The sequence below is a fragment of the Bifidobacterium sp. LH_426 genome (assembly GCF_056356875.1).
Genome location: NZ_JBKEVB010000005.1, coordinates 220,754 through 238,167 on the forward strand (window position 1 = coordinate 220,754; position 17,414 = coordinate 238,167).

15 protein-coding genes are annotated in these 17,414 nt (G+C 66.6%); 9 read left to right on the forward strand and 6 right to left on the reverse strand.

All coding sequences use genetic code 11. The annotated features are described in order from the left end of the window. Positions 1-32 precede the first annotated feature (32 nt). Positions 33-1,136, reverse strand: coding sequence for a hypothetical protein (locus tag AC1AYD_RS07115; protein WP_476502186.1), 1,104 nt, complete (start codon positions 1,134-1,136; stop codon positions 33-35). A gap of 162 nt (positions 1,137-1,298) precedes the next feature. Then, positions 1,299-2,234, reverse strand: a complete 936-nt coding sequence (locus AC1AYD_RS07120) for a DMT family transporter (protein ID WP_476544882.1) — start codon at positions 2,232-2,234, stop codon at positions 1,299-1,301. 172 nt (positions 2,235-2,406) lie between these two features. On the opposite strand from AC1AYD_RS07120, the gene AC1AYD_RS07125 reads away from it, so the two are divergent. Then, positions 2,407-2,811 (forward strand): pyridoxamine 5'-phosphate oxidase family protein, encoded by a 405-nt coding sequence (locus AC1AYD_RS07125; protein ID WP_476502187.1) that lies wholly within the window; start codon positions 2,407-2,409, stop codon positions 2,809-2,811. A 98-nt stretch (positions 2,812-2,909) separates the two neighbouring features. Here the strand turns inward: AC1AYD_RS07125 and AC1AYD_RS07130 are convergent, their stop codons facing one another. Genes AC1AYD_RS07130 through AC1AYD_RS07140 form a run of 3 tightly spaced genes read right to left on the reverse strand, consistent with a single transcriptional unit; the run spans position 2,910 to position 4,811 of the window. Further along, complete coding sequence (locus AC1AYD_RS07130; protein WP_476502188.1) at positions 2,910-3,191, reverse strand: addiction module antidote protein; 282 nt, start codon at positions 3,189-3,191, stop codon at positions 2,910-2,912. A gap of 17 nt (positions 3,192-3,208) precedes the next feature. Continuing rightward, positions 3,209-3,490 (reverse strand): hypothetical protein, encoded by a 282-nt coding sequence (locus AC1AYD_RS07135; RefSeq protein ID WP_476544875.1) that lies wholly within the window; start codon positions 3,488-3,490, stop codon positions 3,209-3,211. Between the two features lie 40 nt (positions 3,491-3,530). Then, positions 3,531-4,811, reverse strand: coding sequence for a THUMP-like domain-containing protein (locus AC1AYD_RS07140; protein ID WP_476544876.1), 1,281 nt, complete (start codon positions 4,809-4,811; stop codon positions 3,531-3,533). Positions 4,812-4,920: 109 nt separating this feature from the next. On the opposite strand from AC1AYD_RS07140, the gene AC1AYD_RS07145 reads away from it, so the two are divergent. From AC1AYD_RS07145 to metF, 7 genes are all read left to right on the forward strand, one after another. Next, positions 4,921-5,766, forward strand: coding sequence for a histidine phosphatase family protein (locus AC1AYD_RS07145; protein ID WP_034527999.1), 846 nt, complete (start codon positions 4,921-4,923; stop codon positions 5,764-5,766). A gap of 153 nt (positions 5,767-5,919) precedes the next feature. Then, complete coding sequence (locus AC1AYD_RS07150; RefSeq protein ID WP_476544877.1) at positions 5,920-6,870, forward strand: magnesium transporter CorA family protein; 951 nt, start codon at positions 5,920-5,922, stop codon at positions 6,868-6,870. A gap of 8 nt (positions 6,871-6,878) precedes the next feature. Beyond that, complete coding sequence (locus AC1AYD_RS07155; RefSeq protein WP_476544878.1) at positions 6,879-7,823, forward strand: transporter substrate-binding domain-containing protein; 945 nt, start codon at positions 6,879-6,881, stop codon at positions 7,821-7,823. 111 nt (positions 7,824-7,934) lie between these two features. Continuing rightward, positions 7,935-8,990 (forward strand): tRNA (adenine-N1)-methyltransferase, encoded by a 1,056-nt coding sequence (locus tag AC1AYD_RS07160; RefSeq protein ID WP_476544879.1) that lies wholly within the window; start codon positions 7,935-7,937, stop codon positions 8,988-8,990. A gap of 127 nt (positions 8,991-9,117) precedes the next feature. Continuing rightward, the gene (locus tag AC1AYD_RS07165; RefSeq protein WP_476502194.1) at positions 9,118-9,675 is read left to right on the forward strand and encodes a SixA phosphatase family protein; all 558 of its coding nucleotides are present in this window, start codon (positions 9,118-9,120) and stop codon (positions 9,673-9,675) included. A 283-nt stretch (positions 9,676-9,958) separates the two neighbouring features. Continuing rightward, positions 9,959-12,265, forward strand: a complete 2,307-nt coding sequence (gene metE, locus AC1AYD_RS07170; RefSeq protein WP_476502195.1) for a 5-methyltetrahydropteroyltriglutamate--homocysteine S-methyltransferase — start codon at positions 9,959-9,961, stop codon at positions 12,263-12,265. Positions 12,266-12,345: 80 nt separating this feature from the next. Then, a complete protein-coding gene (gene metF, locus AC1AYD_RS07175) occupies positions 12,346-13,200 on the forward strand; it encodes a methylenetetrahydrofolate reductase [NAD(P)H] (RefSeq protein WP_476502196.1) in 855 nt (284 codons plus the stop codon). A gap of 112 nt (positions 13,201-13,312) precedes the next feature. On the opposite strand, the gene AC1AYD_RS07180 is transcribed toward metF, so the two are convergent. Next, complete coding sequence (locus AC1AYD_RS07180; protein WP_476502197.1) at positions 13,313-13,687, reverse strand: hypothetical protein; 375 nt, start codon at positions 13,685-13,687, stop codon at positions 13,313-13,315. Positions 13,688-13,832: 145 nt separating this feature from the next. Here AC1AYD_RS07180 and AC1AYD_RS07185 point away from each other — a divergent pair, with 145 nt between their 5' ends. After that, positions 13,833-16,964, forward strand: a complete 3,132-nt coding sequence (locus AC1AYD_RS07185; RefSeq protein ID WP_476502198.1) for a bifunctional [glutamine synthetase] adenylyltransferase/[glutamine synthetase]-adenylyl-L-tyrosine phosphorylase — start codon at positions 13,833-13,835, stop codon at positions 16,962-16,964. Positions 16,965-17,414 lie beyond the last annotated feature (450 nt).

A 17,414-nucleotide genomic window follows, 5' to 3' on the forward strand; every position in this document is an offset into this window, starting at 1 on the left:
CTGGGAGGGCGCTCGATGATGTCGACGGACCGTCAGTTCGTGGCGCCGGAACCGGTGTCGGTCGAACCGGATCCGGTCGAACCGGAGGACGAACCCGACGTGCCGCCGGACGATTCGGAGCCGCTCGTACCCGAGCCGCTGGAACCGGACGAGGACGACGAGCCGGAGCCGGAGGACGTGCCGCCGGACGATTCGGAGCCGCTCGTGCCCGACGAGGACGAGCCGTTCGAACTGCTCGAACCTGAGGAGGACGACGAACCGGACGAGGAGGAACCGGACGACGAGGAGCCGCTCGTGCCCGAGGACGAGCTGGAGCCGGACGTGCCGGAGGATGACTCCGAACCGGAGGACGAGCCCGACGTGCCGGACTTGCTGCCGGACTTCGTGCTGCCGGTGCCGTCGGTCGTGTCGGTGTCCGTGCCGTCGGTCGTGTCGTAGCCGTACTGGTCGCTCGGCTTCTCCGGCTTCGTCGGCGTCTCCTGCGTGGTCGTGTCGGTGTCCGTCGTGGTCTTGGACGTGGAGGACGGGCTTACGATGTCACGCACCACGGAGTCGGTGCCATGGCCGTTGGTGAACAGCATGACCACGCCGGCGGTGATCGCCACGCCCACCAGGCCGCTCACCACGGAGACGATGATGGCCATGCGCTTCGGGTCGATCTTGCGCTTGCCGCGTAGCTCGGCCACGTTGTAGGTGCTGGTGTTCGTCGCGGGCGCCGTCCTGCCGGCCGCCGGCGGCAGCGGCACGTCGCCGATGCCGAGAGTACGGCCCTTCCCGCCCGCTTCGAGCACATCGGTGGCGTTGAAGCGCCCGATGACGGTCTCGTCGCCGGTGTCCGCGGTGTCCGCGTCTTCCGCGGTGGCCGTGCCGTTCGTCTTGGTGTCGTCGGCGTCGTCAGCCGAGTCGGCGGCGGACTCGGCGTCGCCGTCCTTCTTGTCGGCGGAATTGCCGCTCAACGGATTGACCTCTTGGAGCTTCTCTCCGGAGGCCTTGAGGATCGTGCCGTAGATGTTCGAAGCCAGCGTGGAGATCACGTAACTGGCCGCCGCGCCGATGACCGAGCCCGCGATGCCGATCTTCGCGGACAAGAGGAACGAGGTGACGGCGGCAAGCGATCCCGCGATGATCTGCGACATCGATATGCCTTGGAAAAACTTCTTCACGAAGATAGAACGTACCCAAAACCGCTGGGAATAGTCTGTGGCGTCCACGAAAGACTCAGAATGCTTACATGTGTGCGGGAATCTCCACACAAGCGACATGTCGGCGTCACATGGACGCGCCGGCATGCCCGTGGTTCAGTTGCGGTGCAGCGAATGGCGCGTCGGCTTGAAGACGGACAGCAGCACGGCCGTGAAGATCAGCGCGAACCCGACCAGCGAGCTCCACGTGATCCGTTCGCCCCAGAACAGGGCGGAGAACGAGACGGCGAACAGACTCTCCGTGCACATGATGATCGACGCCTGCGAGGCGGGCACGTGCGCGAGTCCGATGTTCTGCATGATCTGCGCGCTCATCGTGGCTCCGAGGAACAGATAGAGGACGCTCGCCACCACCGGCGGGGCGAGCCAGGCGGCGTCAGGTGCAGGCTCGGTGAACGCGGCGCCCGCGACGAGCAGCACACCGGCCACGGCGAACTGCACGAAGGTGACGGCGATCGGGTCGAAGCGTTTCGTATACACGCCGAGGCAGGTGAGGTTGAACGAGAAGACGACGGCCGTGCCGATTGTCAGCCAGTCGCCGACGGACGGGGAGAGCGTCATGCCGTTTTTGAGCGAGACGAATCCCACGCCGACGAGGCAGATCACGCCGGCCACCAGGTTGATGGCCTTCGGCCGGACTTGGGAGACGATCCACGTGGCGAACGGCGTGAGCACGCAGTAGGCGGCGGTCAGGAACGCGCTGCGCCCCGGGTCGATCGTCTGCAGGCCCGTCATCTGCGTGACCATCGTGCCCCAATAGGTGACGCCCACCACGAGCGCCGGCACGATGATCGACCGGTCGAGCGCAGGCAGGATATGACGGTGGAACAGGGCGAGCATGCACGCGCAGGCGCCCGCCATGCGCAACGCCATCAGCCATTGCGGCGGGATCGCGGTCATCGCCACCTTGGCGAGCAGATAGCTACCGCCCCACAGCGCCGCGCACGCGAGCAGCATGATGCGCGCCAGATTCGGCGGGAACGAGCGTGACCAGCGACTGCGCAGCGCGTTGAACCGTTCGACCATCCGCATGCCCATCGTGCGTTCCTTTCCCGAATGTTGCCGGACGCTCATACGATACGGCCCGCGCGGCCGTGACATGCCCATGTGGGCATCCTCACAGCGAACGGCGGCCGGGCGCGTCGGGGGAGTGGGTAAGGTGGGTGGCGGATACAACCGTCCGCTGCAACGAAAGGACACTGTCATGGCAACGATCACCGCCGAGATGAAGACCTTCATCGAGAACAATCTGGGCTGGATTTCCACCGTCTCCAAGGACGGCCAGCTCGACCTCGGCCCGAAGATGAGCCTGTTCGTGCTCGACGACAACCACATCGCCTACCACGAGCGCACCGCCGGCCAGGCCTACGAGAACCTCAAGGACGGCTCCCCGCTGGTCATCGCGTTCGCGAACCTCGCCGAGAAGAAGGGCTACCGCTTCCGCGGCACCGTGACCCTGCACTCCGACGACGCCATCTACGAGAGCCAAGTGAAGGTCGCCGAGGAGAAGGGCACCAAGAAGCCGGCCGTCATCCCGGTGCTCGAAGTCACCGAGATCCAGAACCTCGCCTCCGGCCCCACCGCCGGCAAGACCATCGAGAAGGACTGAGCCTTCCGGCCCACGTTTTCCGTGCAGGGCCCCGGGCCGATGACCGCTTCCGCGCATCGGACCGGGGCCTGTCTCGTATCGCAGCCGATCGCAGCCGATCAGACGGGTTGTATGCTGATTCGGCCTCCGAGCGCGCGGACCACCTTGACGATGGTCTGGAAGCTTGGATTGCCGTCCCGACTCAGGCTCTTGTACAGGCTTTCCCGACCGACGCCCGCCTCGGCGGCGATGCGTCCCATGCCACGTGCGCGGGCGATGTCACCGAGCGCCGCCTGCATCAGCGCGGGGTCCCCCGTTTCCGCGACAGCGTCCAGATAGTCGATCGCGTCCTGTTCATCGTTGATGTAGTCGCTCGCATCCCATGTGCTGACGTTCACCATTGTCCATCCTCCTTGAGTCATGCAAGCATTTTCTTGGCGCGCTCGATGTCCCGCTGCTGCCCGCGTTTCGTACCGCCGGCAAGCAGCAGCATGAGCGCGCCTTGCTTTATAGGCGATGATTGATTGTATCTTTTGGGATACAGTTTGGCAACTGTGCCGCCGAGTGCTCGCTTTGCATGTCGGCTCCCGTCCTCGTGGCGATGATGAGCATTACGTATGCACATCGTCGCGAACGTGACGGTCGTGACGCAAACCGTACGGGGAATGTGGTCGGAGCCCTCGGGAATCTTCACAAACATGATTGAAAAGACATGATTGAGAAGATGGAGCGTCAATGAATCATCGCTTGTGCGAACGGATGACGATGTGGCGGCCGGCGGCGTCGGTGGTGGCGAACAGGTAGGCGTCGCCGCCGTCCTTGAGTTTGAGCTTCTTCCTCAGCGCGGCGACCGGGAGCGGGAAGTTGCGTGTGGCGATGTTCGCGTGCGTGAGTCCGTCCGTCAGGCGCTTGAGCTCCTTCTTGTTCATCGTGGCGACCATGTCGACCTCGAACGCGCGGCCGGGGAAATCCTCGACCGGATTCCCGGAGACGAACAGGTGGCTGTCGCGTGCGACCGGGGCGACGGCGAACCGGCGTGCGAGCAGGGCGAAGCAGCCCGCCTTCATGATCGACGCGTTCGGCTCGTACAGGTACCGCCACGAACCGGGGTCGGCGGGGTCGGCCGATACCGCGTCGCCGGCCGCATCGTCGCCGGCCGTGGCGTCGTTCCCGTCGTTCCCGTCATCATCCGCATCGAACGCCAATACCCGCCCGTCGTTCACGCAGAGGACCCGCGGCGCGGCGCACGCGTCGCGGCCGATGACGAGCAGCAGCTCCTTGCATTCGTTGGCGACGGACACGATATGCACCTCATGCACGAGACCCGCGAAATCGGCGACCGTCTTATGCCAGTCGAGCATCGGGGAGAGCTTCACCATCACGTGCGGCGCGACGGCGAGCAGCCGATTGATGAGCCCCAGCACGTCCGGCGTGCAGTCGGCAATCGCGTACGTGCGTGCGCCGTGCGCGTCGCGTCGCGCCGGATCGAGGAACGCCATCGTCGCCGCATCGTCCGGCAGCGTCGCGAGATAGACGGCCGCGTCGTCGTTCACGACGCGCGCGTGCGCGAGCCCCAGCGCGGGCAGGTTGTGCGCGGCCAGTTCGCACAGATGCTCCTGCCGCTCCACGTAGACCGCGCGGTCGAACGCGCGCGCCATGTACGAGAGATCAACGCCGAAACCGCCGGTGAAATCGATCAGCGTCGTCGGCTCGCCCGCCGCGGCGTTCCCGGCGGCCGCATCGCCGTCACCGCCCGCGATGATCCGCCGCGCGACGTCCGCCTTGTAGCGCGCCGTCGCCTCCGACGAGCACTGCTCCATCGCCAGGTGCGGCGGGTAGACGACGTCCTCGCACGCCGCCCAACCGGGCAGCTTCACGCGCGCCGTCCGGAATCCGGCGATCTGCTCCAGCGCGGCCGTGAGATCCACGTCCGGCCCCGGCTTCGCGTGCAGCGCGAGGTCGCGCACGTCCTCATCCCTATGCGCGCGGGCGAAGGCGCGCGTGGCATCCGAAATCAACACCGCTCCATTGTACCGGCGGTCCGGCGCGTCGCAGCGGCGGCAGCGGCGTGCATGTGGGAAGCTGGGACGTGGATGGCGGCACGGCCGCAGGCGACGGAAAGGACCGACGATGATCGACGAGATCGTGATGCTCAGGCACGGACGCACGAACTACAACCTCCAACGCCGATTGCAGGGGCAGATCGACATCCCGCTCGACATCGTCGGCCAATGGCAGGCCGACCAGTCCGGCCTCGCGCTCGCCGCCCGCTACTACTGGGCGAAGGTGAGCCGCCTCGCCGACGACCCCGCGTCGATCCCGCAGCCGGGGCCCGAGGCGAGGGAACGGACCCGCACGTTCGAATACGAGGAGGCCCCCGCCGCACGCCGCCGCATGGCCGTCATCAGCTCCGACCTGTTCCGCGCCATGCAGACCGCGCACGCCTTCGCCGACATCCTCGGCCTTCCCGTCACGCCCGACCCGCGTCTGCGCGAACGCTCCTTCGGCCAGTGGGAGGGCCTGACCCGCGACGAGGTGCGCGCGGTGGACGCCGAAGCCTACGCCTCATGGAAGCGGCATGAGGGCGGCGAGACCGCCTACGGGGTGGAAAGCCGCCGTGCCGTGGGGGAGCGCGGCGCGAAGGCCGTGCGCGACATCATCGCCGACCCCGCCTATGCGGGCGAGCGGCCAGTCACGCTGATGCTCGTCGGCCACGGCTCGTGGATCGTCGCGACGATCAGCGAACTGCTCGGACTCGACCCGGACGGCATGAACGCGGTCGGCTCGATGCGCAACGCCTGCTGGAGCCGTCTCGCCGTACGTCACACGGTCAACGGGAGGCCCGCGGCCGAGCCGATGTTCGACCTCGTCGAGCACAACCAGGGTCCCGCCGTCGCGAACCTCGGCGACTGGGAGAACGGCCCCGCCGAATTGAGGGGCCCGCACATGCCCGACTGGCAGCCGATTAACTGGTGACGGCGCCGGCCGTGACGTCTCGCGAATTCACCGTGAATTCAACCGCAATGGCGATATCCGTTGGCGCACGTCCCGCACATGGGACTAGACTTGTCGAGGTTTTCGGGGCGGGCCCCGATCGGACGGACATGGCGAAAGGCGGGTGAAGAGACGATGTTGAGGATGTTCAGCACCATTAACGGCCAAGTGGAGCGGGTCGACAAACCGGAGAACGGCTCATGGCTGTGCCTGAGCGAACCCACCGACGTGGAGCTCGCCACCGTCGCCTCCGAAACCGGCGTCGACCTCGCCGACCTGCGCGCGCCGCTCGATGACGAGGAACGCTCCCGCGTCGACGTCGAGGACGACTACACGATGGTCATCGTCGACATCCCGACCGTCGAGGAACGCGGCGGACGCGACTGGTACGAGACCATCCCGTTGTCGATCATCGTCACCGAGCATCTCATCATCACCGTGTGCATGCAGGACACCCCCGTGCTCCACCCGTTCATGGAAGGCACGATTCGCGGGTTCAACACGTACATGCGCTCGAGGTTCATCCTGCAGATCCTCTACCGCAACGCCACCATGTACCTGCGCTACCTGCGCATCATCGACCGCGAAAGCGACAAGCTCGAACTCAAACTGCGCCACTCCATGCAGAACCGCGAGATCGTGATGCTCATGGAGCTCTCCAAGACGTTGGTCTACTTCACAACCTCCCTCAAATCGAACGAGATCGTGATGGAGAAGCTCACCACCCTGCAGCGCATCAAGCAGTACCCGGACGACGAGGACCTGCTCGACGACGTCATCACCGAGAACAAGCAGGCCATCGAGATGGCCAACATCTACAGCGGCGTTCTCGCGAACATGACCGACGCGTTCGCCTCGATTGTGTCCAACAACCTGAACAACGTGATGCGCATCTTCACGATCATCTCCATCACGCTGTCCATCCCGACGCTCATCTTCTCCATGTACGGCATGAACTTCCAGGACGGCATGCTCGGCATGCCATTGACCGACAAATCATGGGGCTTCGCCGTCATCATCCTCATCTCCGTGGCGCTGTCCGTCGCCGTCACCTGGTTCCTCACCCGTTCGCGCATGTTCAAGTGAGACGCCGCATGGCAGCCATCCGCAACCGAACCGATCGCCCGCGGCGTTACCATGCGAGCCGCCGGCCGGGCGCGCGCACGTGCGTCACGCGGGGCCTCGCCGCCGCGCTGACGGCGCTCGCGCTCGTCGCGACGGCGGGCTGCGGCGGCGCCCCCTCCACGGTGAGACAGCCGGACGGCCCCACCATCGCGATCGGCGTCGCCGCCGACGAGCCGGGACTGTCACGCTGGCATGACGGCGGCTACGGCGGATTCGAGGTCGAGATCGCCCGATACGTCGCCAAGAGACTCGGATACGCGAACAAGCAGATTGTCTTCAAACAGGTCGAACCCTCCAACCGCCTCGAACTGCTCGCCGACGGTACCGTCGACATGGTCGTCGCCGGCATGCCGATGCCCGCCGGCGACGGGAACGACGACGGCGACGGCCGGGACAGTGGCGGCAAGGACGGCGGTACGGGCGAGAACGGCGTCGTCTCCGACAGTCACGCCAGCTACGCCGGACCGTACCTGACCACGCGGCAGGGACTGCTCGCACGCCCCGACGATGCCGGAGGCATCGGCGACGTCGCCGCGCTCGCCGGCAAGTCCGTTTGCACGGTCGCCGGCAGCGGCGCGAAGGACGCGTTGCTCGCCGTCGCGCCGCGGGCGAAGACGCGCGAACGCGACACCTATCCGCAATGCGTCACCGATCTCATGGTCGGCACCGCCGACGCGATCGCCGGCGACGCGGTCACGCTCGCCGGACTCGCGCGCGACGAAGGCGGCACGCTCACGGAGCGCGTGACGGGCGTGCGCTACGGGAGCGTGCGCTACGGCATCGCCGTGCAGGCCGGGGCCGTCACGCTCGCCGCCGACATCGCCGAGGCGCTCGGCGACATGCGCGCCGACGGCTCGTACCGCGCCGCGCTGGACGCGCTCGCCGACGCGACCGGTTGGCGGCCGGCGCGGTAGGCGGTAGTCCGTGAGGTAGGTAGTCCGTGCGATAGGGCACGATGACCGTATTCCGTCGACGATCCGTCGACGTTTCCCGAGAACGACAGCAGACAGCTAAGGAGACCGTTCATGCGACGTGGACCGCTTCAGGCGGGCGAGAAGGTGCAGTTCACCGACCGCAAGGGCAAGAAGATCACCGACCAGATCGTCGCCGGAGGCAGCACACAGACCGAGCACGGTCTGATCCTGCACGACGACGTGATCGGCCGCACCGAAGGCGTGGTCGTCACCACCGTCACCGCGAAACGCGAGGCGCAGGTCAACGCCCTCCACCCGGAACGTGACGCCGGCAAGCCGTGGAAGGCGGCGCGCGCGATCGGCGGCTGGCAGTACGCGGTGATGCGCCCGCGTCTCGCCGACTACGTGCTGTCCATGCCGCGCGGCGCGCAGATCATGTACCCGAAGGACATCGCGCAGGTCATCCAGCTCGGCGACATCCGCTCCGGGCACCGCGTGCTCGAATCCGGCGCCGGATCGGGCGCGATGAGCGTCAACCTGCTCGACGCGGTGGGGGAGACCGGCGGGCTCACCACCATCGAGCTGCGACCCGACTTCGCGCGCGTCGCCGAGGCGAACGCCACGCTCTACTACGGCGGAAAGCCCGCGTGGTGGGACCTGAGGACCGGCGACTTCGACACGGTGGCGGCCGGGCTGCCCGAACACCACTATGACCGGATCATGCTCGACATGCTCGACCCGTGGAACCGTCTCGAACAGGCGTGGCGGGTGATCGCGCCCGGCGGCGTGCTCGTCGCCTACATCACCACGACCACGCAGATGAGCCGCATGGTCGAGGCGCTGCGCGAATCCGGGCGGTGGACGGAGCCGGTCGTGCAGGAGACGCTCGAACGCAGCTGGAAGGTCGCCGGCCTCGCCGTGCGCCCCGACCACCAGATGATCGGCCACACCGGATTCCTCGTCGTCGCGCGGGCCATGGCCGACGGCTTCACGGCGCTGAAGAAGCGCGAACGCCCCGCCAAGGACACCGTCACCGACGTGGACGAGATGACCGCCGAGGAGCGCGAGGCGCAGCTGGAGGATCTCGAGCTGCGCGACATCTCCGACCGCAAGCTGCGCAAGGTGCTGCGCGACCTCGACCGTCAGGTGGGCTCGCTCGACGCCTGACGTGATGCGCGGGCGCGGGCGCGGACGTATAATTGAATGATGTATTCGTGAGCGCTCACGCATATGACGCATATGACGCGTGCATATGACGCGTGAGGCGGTGGACATCGAGGCTGGGAGGCCCAAGATGGGAGTCAATCCGAACAAGGTCGCGAAGCGGGCCAAGGGCTACGACCACATCCTGATCGTCATGCGGCATGCGAAGGCGGAGCCGTTCGGCGCCGAGGGCGACTACGGCCGCGAGCTCACGTCGAAGGGGCTCAAGCAGGCGAAGAAGGTCGCCAAGGGGCTCGCCGAGATGAAGCTCGTGCCCGACGCCATCGCCTGCTCGGCCGCCACGCGCGCCCGCCAGACCCTGGGCAAGATGCTCAAGACCTTCGGCGACAAGCCCAAGGTCGACTACCATCAGAGCCTCTACGACGGCGGCATGCAGGCCGTGTTCGACGAGCTCACGCACGTCAAGGACAAGGCGCGCGTGCTCATGGTGCTCGGCCATGAGCCCACCGTCTCGATCGCCAGCCAGTGGCTCGCCTCCTCCGAATCCGATCCGGAACGTCTCGACCTGCTCAATCTGGGGCTCCAGACCGCGGGCGTGGTGATCTTCGGCTCCGACAAGCCGTTCAAGCAGTGGCAGGTGCACTCCGGCGACCTGCTCGCCGTGATGAGCTCCTCCGACTTCGACTGAGCGCCCTCGCCGGGGCGGGCACGGACGGACGCGGCCGGTATCGCAACCGGTATCGCAACCGGTATATGGTCATGGCGGCGCGGGAACGACGCGGGCGGCGTATACTCGCCGCTCGTGTATTCGTCCGGTTGCCAAGCGCTCGTTGAACAAGGTCGGGAAACGGCGCTATAAAGCCGATTGATAGCGACACTTAACCGTCGCTGATGACCCTGTTTGCGGATGTGTTTGATAGGCTGGGCGGGTTGAAAAGCCGTTTCGTTAACGCTAGCAGTATGGAGGATTCATGGCTGCACTCACGTCCGTGTCCGGATTCCCGCGCATCGGTCAGAACCGAGAGCTGAAGAAGATCATCGAGGCCTACTGGAAGGGCAACGCCTCGCTGGATGAGGTGCACGCCACCGCCAAGGAGCTCAGGGCCAAGCACTGGAAGCTCCAGGCCGCCGCCGGCGTCGATCTCATCCCGAGCAACGACTTCAGCTACTTCGACCAGCTGCTCGACACCGCGATCCTGCTCAACGTGATCCCCGAGCGCTACCAGCGCCTCGGCTTCACCGAGCCGGAGGAGACCCTGTTCGCCATGTCCCGCGGCTACCAGGGCGACAAGGGCGACGTGACCGCCCTGCCGATGAAGAAGTGGTTCACCACCAACTACCACTACATCGTGCCGGAGATCGAGCCGTCCACCGAGATCAAGCTCAACGGCACCAAGCCGTTCGACGAGTACCTCGAGGCCAAGGAGCTCGGCATCGAGACCAAGCCGGTGCTCATCGGCCCGTACACGTTCCTCAAGCTCGCCCGCGACGACGACGCCCAGGAGCTCGCCTTCGACAAGGGCCTCGTGAACGCGGTCGCCACCGTGTACGCCGAAGCGCTCGCCAAGTTCAACGAGCTCGGCGCCAAGTGGATCCAGATCGACGAGCCGTTCCTCGTGCTCGACAAGCAGCCGGGCGACGTGGAGCTGTTCAAGAGCCTCTACGCGAAGATCCTGCCCGCCCGCGACGGCAAGATCAAGGTGCTGCTCAACACGTACTTCGGCCACATCGCCGACGTGTACGAGACCGTCAACCTGCTCGGCTTTGACGGCATCGGCCTCGACCTCAACGAAGGCAAGGACGAGAACCTCGCCGCCGTCTCCAAGCACGGCGTCGCCGAGGGCACCACGATCTTCGCCGGCGTCGTCAACGGCCGCAACATCTGGCGCAACGACTACGCCGTGAGCCTCGGCCTCGTCGACGCCCTCAAGCAGGTCACGCCGAACGTCGCCGTCTCCACCGCCAGCTCCCTGCTGCACGTGCCGTTCAGCACCGAAGGCGAGACCGCCCTCGACCCGGCCGTGCTCAAGCACTTCGCGTTCGCCGTCGAGAAGCTCGGCGAGCTCAAGGAGATCGCCACGCTCGCCGACGCCGACGACGAGGCCCGCAAGGCCGATCCGGCGCTCGCCGCCAACCAGGAGCTGTTCGACGGCACCCGCGTGGCCGCCGACCCGAAGGTCGCCGAGCGCATCGCCGCCCTCACCGACGCCGACTACACGCGCCAGCCGGCCCGCGCCGAGCGTCAGAAGCTGCAGCGCGAGGCCCTCGGCCTGCCGCTGCTGCCCACCACGACGATCGGCTCCTTCCCGCAGACGCGCGAGGTGCGCGCCGAGCGTGCGAAGTTCCGCAAGGGCGAGATCACCAAGGAAGCGTACGACGAGTTCATCAAGGGCCAGATCGACGCGTGCATCAAGCACCAGGAGGAGATTGGCCTCGACGTGCTCGTCCACGGCGAGTTCGAGCGCAACGACATGGTCGAGTACTTCGGCCAGAACCTCAACGGCTTCCTGTTCACCAAGAACGCGTGGGTCCAGTCCTACGGCACCCGCTGCGTCAAGCCCCCGATCGTGTGGGGCGACGTCTCCCGCGCCAAGCCGATCACCGTCGCATGGTCCTCGTACGCGCAGAGCCGCACGAACCACGTCATGAAGGGCATGCTCACCGGCCCGGTCACCATCCTCAACTGGTCCTGGCCGCGCGAGGACATCACCCACGAGCAGCAGACCCAGCAGCTCGCCCTCGCCATCCGTGACGAGGTGCTCGACCTGGAGGCCGCCGGCATCAAGGTCATCCAGATCGACGAGGCCGCGCTGCGCGAGAAGCTGCCGCTGAGGAAGACCGACTGGCACTCCAAGTACCTCGACTGGGCCGTGCCCGCGTTCCGTCTCGTGCACTCCGGCGTCAAGCCGACCACGCAGATCCACACGCACATGTGCTACTCCGAGTTCAACGACATCATCCGCGATATCGACGCGATGGACGCCGACGTGATCTCCTTCGAGGCGTCCCGCGGCGACCTCGTCGTGCTCGACGCCATCCACGAGGCCAACTTCGAGACCGAGGCCGGCCCGGGCGTCTACGACATCCACTCCCCGCGCATCCCCTCCGAGCAGGAGATCGAGGAGCGCATCGGCGAGATCCTCAAGAAGATGGACGTCGAGAAGGTCTGGATCAACCCGGACTGCGGTCTGAAGACCCGCGGCAACGCGGAGACCTGGCCGAGCCTCGAGCACCTCGTCGCCGCCGCCAAGGCCGTGCGCGCCCAGCTCGCCAAGTGATCGCGTCAGCGGCAACGCAATGAGATGAGTGAGGCTCCCTCCCCAAGAGGGAGCCTCACTCGCGAAGGAAGGTTTCAATCATGCATCAGCCGATGTTCTCGCTGGAAGTGTTCCCGCCGAAGCGGGACGCGCCCGTCGGCACCATCTACGACACGCTCGACGGCCTGCAGGGCATGCACCCGGACTTCATCTCGGTGACCTACGGCCACGGCACGCACGCCGACCGCACCGCCACCGCGCGCATCGCCAACACGATCCGCAAGGAGTACCGCATCCCCACGGTCGCCCATCTGACCGCCCTCTACTCCGACGAGGCGAAGGTCGACGAGGCGTTGGAGATGTTCGAGCACGCCGGCGTCGACGCCGTGCTCGCCCTGCGTGGCGACTACATCGAAGGGGAGACCCCAGTCGGCGTCTTCGAGCACGCCATCGACCTGGTGCGCTACATCCGCGCCCGCAAGCCGGATCTCAAGGTGTTCGGCGCCTGCTATCCGGAAGGCCACTACCAGGCCGCCTCGCTCGACCAGGACATCGACTATCTCAAGGCCAAGGTCGACGCCGGCGCCACGCGTCTCATCTCCCAGCTGTTCTACGACAACGAGGACTTCTACCGTTTCCTCGACAAGGCGCGCGCCGCCGGCATCGATGTGCCGATCGAGGCGGGCATCATGCCGATCAACGGCGCGAAGTCGCTGCGTTCCATGGCCGCGAAGAACAACACGGTCGTGCCGCCCGCCGTCGAGGCGCTGCTCGAGCGGTGGGGGAACGACGTGCCCACGTTGCGTGAGGCGGGCATCAACTACGCGTCCGCGCAGATCACCGACCTCGTCGCCCACGGCGTCGACGGCGTGCACCTGTACACGATGAACCGTCCCGCCACCACGCGCCGCATCTGGCGCAACGTGCGTCCCCTGTTCACCAAGACGGAGGAGTGACGGCGATTCGGCGGTGATCCTGTGGTCCGGGAGCGGCGCCGAATCACCGCCGAGCCGGTCCCGAATCGACGGAAGGCGGTGGAATCCCATGTCGGGAATCCACCGCCTTCCGTCATCCGCGATGCGGGGAACGGGCGTCACTTCCGCTTCTTCGACGCCTTTCCGCCGTTCCCCCGCCGCGCTTTACCGGAGCCTTCCTCGGCTGCAGCCACGGGAAACGACGGAGCGCCCACGCGTGCAACGGCGGAATCTTGCCGATGGCGAAGCCCGCCAGCATCGCGAACGTCGCCGCCCAGGAGGCGGCGTCCTGCTTCATGAAGATCAGCACGACGATCAGACCCACGCCGACCACGCCGAGCACCTGCGAGGCCTTGTTCTGCTCCTCGGTGAGCTCGTCCTTCCTGAACGGAACCAGACCGAAGAACACGCCTATCGGCACGCCGACCACGCACGAGGCGACGACGCCCGCGATATCAACAGCGTTCATGACCATACCCTTTCCGGACCGTCCGCGGCACGCGTGCGCGGCGCGGCGTCCGACATGCGGCGCCGGCCGCCGTGAGAGGCCCCGCCGCGAAACGATTGCGACCGCGTCCCAGTCTAACGCAGGGCGCGGTGTACATTAGCTAGGTATGAACGCAAATGACGCATTCCGCCCCTCCGCGATGGATCTGATCCGCGCGGGCCTGCAGAACCTCGACGACGCGCGCGGGCAGTTCGACCGTCTCAAAGCCGACGGGGTGCCGGACGATCGGCTGCGGTTCATCCTCAAGGCGCTCGCCGAGGCATGCGACCCGGACGCGGCCCTCGCCAACCTTGTCGGCATCACCAACGCCGTGCAGAGCCAGGGACGCGACTTCGAGGAGATGGTGCCCGACCAGCCGGCGTTCGAACGGCTCGTCACCGTGCTCGGCGTATCCGACGCGCTCGGCAAGCTCATGCGCTTCCGTCCCGAACTCGTCGAAGCCGCATCCAAGGACAGCTGCGACAGCCACCTGTACGACCACGCGCAACGACGCGCGCACATCCTCAAGGCCGTCGGCGCCGATCCGGACGAGACGGCCGCGCCCGCCGCCACGCTTCCGCTCGCCGAATCCGCCACCGCGTTGCGCGGCACCTACCGCCGCCAGCTCGCCGCCATCATGGCGCAGGACGCCACCGCCGCCGACCCGTGCGCCATCCAGCCGACCATCAGCCGCGAACTGTCCGATTTGGCCGACGCGGCGCTCGAAGGCGCGCTCGCCATCGCCCGCCACGAAGTGCCCGGCAGCGAACACGTACGGTTCGTCATCATCGGCATGGGCAAGCTCGGCGCCCAGGAACTCAACTACGTGTCCGACGTGGACCTCATCTACGCGGTCGAACCCGCCGACAAGGAGATCGGACGCCAGGAGCTCATCCGCATCGGCACGAAGATGGCCACCACCCTGCAACGCGTATGCCAGTCCGTGATCATGGGCGTCGCCGAACCGACCCTGTGGCAGATCGACGGAGGGCTGAGGCCCGAAGGCAAGGACGGCCCGCTGGTGCGCACCATCGACTCGCATCAGGGCTACTACGAGCAGTGGGCGGAGAACTGGGAGTTCCAGGCGCTCCTGAAGGCCCGGCCCGTCGCCGGCGACCCGGAGCTCGGACGCGCCTACATGGACATGACCCGACCGTTCGTCTGGTCCGCCGCCAAACGCGACAACTTCGTCTACGACTGCCAGAAGATGCGCAAGCGCGTCGAAGACCTCATCCCCGCGCCGCTCAAGGACCGCGAGATCAAACTCGGTAAAGGCGGTCTGCGCGACGTCGAATTCACCGTGCAGATGCTCCAGCTCGTCCACGGGCGCACCGACGAGACGCTGCGCACCCGCTCCACGCTCGAATCGTTGGCGCGTCTCGCCGAAGGCGGCTACGTGTCGCGCAAACAGGCCGCGCGGATGTCCGCCGACTACCGGTTCGAACGCGTGCTCGAACACCGTCAGCAGATGTGGGCGTTGAAACGCACCCACCTGTTCCCCGACCTGGGCGCGGGGGCGAACCTCGGCGGGCTCGAACGCAAACGCGACGTGGACGTGGACGCGCTGAACCAGAACCAGGAGCTGCGCCGCGTGGCGCGCGCCTTCCGCCTCCACCCGGAGGAACTCGTCGAACGCTACGACGAGACGCGCCGCGAAGTGCGCCACCTCCACCTCGACATCTACTACCGGCCGATGCTGCCCGTCTCCGCGCAACTGGAGGACGACCAGATCGACCTGAGCCAGGATGCGGCCCGCGAACGCTTCAGCTCCATCGGATTCGGCGATCCGGACGCCGCCATGCGCCACGTCGTCGCCCTCACCAACGGCCTCGGGCGCGCCGCCAAGATCAACCGCATCATCCTGCCCGCCGTGCTCGAATGGCTCGGCCAAGGCCAGAACCCGGACATGGGCCTGCTCAACTGGCGCAAACTCGAAGAGCATTTCGGCACCGAAAGCGAATACCTCGGCTTCCTGCGCGACTCCACATCCGCCGCACAGCGCCTGTGCCACGTGCTGTCCAATTCGCGTTTCCTCGGCGACGCGCTCAACAAGTCCGTCGAATCGGTCACCTGGCTCGGCAACGACGAACGACTCAAGGCGCGCACACGCGACAGCCTCGACGTGCAATGCCGCTCCTCGCTGGAACGCAACGCGGGCGACATCAACGACTTCGCCACATCGATGCGCGCCATGCGCCGGCACGAGATCGAACGCATCGGCCTCGCCTGGATGAGCGGCGTGATGGACGACGCCGCGTCATTGGAAGGCATGACCGACGTGTATGACGCGATCATCGACGCGGCGCTCACCTGGGCGGTCAACAACCGGATGCGCGAATTCGGGGCGGACGGCGGCGCCGATGCCGGTGGGGCCGCCGCGGCGCCTGCCGCGCTCGCCGTCATCGGCATGGGCCGCTACGGCGGACGTGAGGTGAACTTCAGCTCCGACGCGGACGCGATCATCATCTACCGTCCCGGCGACGGCGTCGACGAGCGCACGGCGAACCTGTTCGCCCGCAAGGTCGTCGAAGACCTGCGCGCCATCCTGCAAGGGCCGACCACGCTGGAACCGAAGATCGAACTCGACCTGGATCTGCGGCCGGAAGGCAAGAACGGGCCGCTCGTGCGCTCCTACGCCTCCTGCGAGGAGTACTACCGTTCCTGGTCGAGCACGTGGGAACGGCAGGCGCTGCTGCGCGCCCGGTACGCGGCCGGCGACGAGGCGCTCGCACGCGACTTCCTCACCAATCTCGCCGACCCGCTGCGCTACCCGCACGTCGACCTGACCGACGCCGAAATCGGCGACATCCGCAAACTCAAGGCGCGCATGGAGGCGGAACGACTGCCGCGCAACGTGCGCCGCGACCGCCACCTCAAACTCGGCAAAGGCGGCCTATCCGACGTGGAATGGACCGTGCAGCTCATGCAGCTGCGTCACGCCGGCGACATCAAAGAGCTGCGCGTTGGCGGCACCCTGGCGGCCCTCGACGTGCTCGAACGCCGCAAGCTCATCGACGCGGGCGACGCCGCGACCCTGCGCCACGCGTGGACGATGTGCACGGCGGCGCGCAACGGCAACTACCTGTGGTCCGGACGCGTCAACCAGGCCGACATCCTGCCCGACGACATGTATTCGCTCGGCGGCATCGCCGTCTACCTCGGCTACGACGCGAACCGCGGGCAGCATTTCGAGAACGACCTGCTCGCCGTCATGCGCAAGGCCAGGGAGGTCACCGACCGTCTGTTCTACGGGCGCTGAGTGGTCCGGGGTATGGGAACCGGGCGGCGCGATGCGGCATGCGTCCGTCGCCCGGCCCTCTGCAATCGCGCGGGGAAGAGATAACGGTGTCTGCTCTCCCTGTGGGGGGGCTGCCCGTCTTCGGCGGGCTGAGGGGGTTGTTGGGGTGGTGTTTCGTGTGTGTTGCGACACGCCGGTGGATGCTTGTGTTTCCGGGGTTTTTGGGTGTGTTTTGTGGTGTGGGTTTGCGGTGTTGGTCGGTGTGGTGTAGGTTATTCATTCGCTGCCGCTGAGCGGTCCGGTTGTCTGCTGTTGGTTGGTTTCCGGGGTGTTCGGCGCGTGGTGGTGGTTTGAGAACTCAAGAGTGTGTTGTACTACTTACTTCTTTATAGTCAATGATTGCCAGTCCGATTCCCGCTCGTTTTCGAGTACCCGAGGGGGTTTGATGGGGGTCGGGGTTTTTGTGCGAAC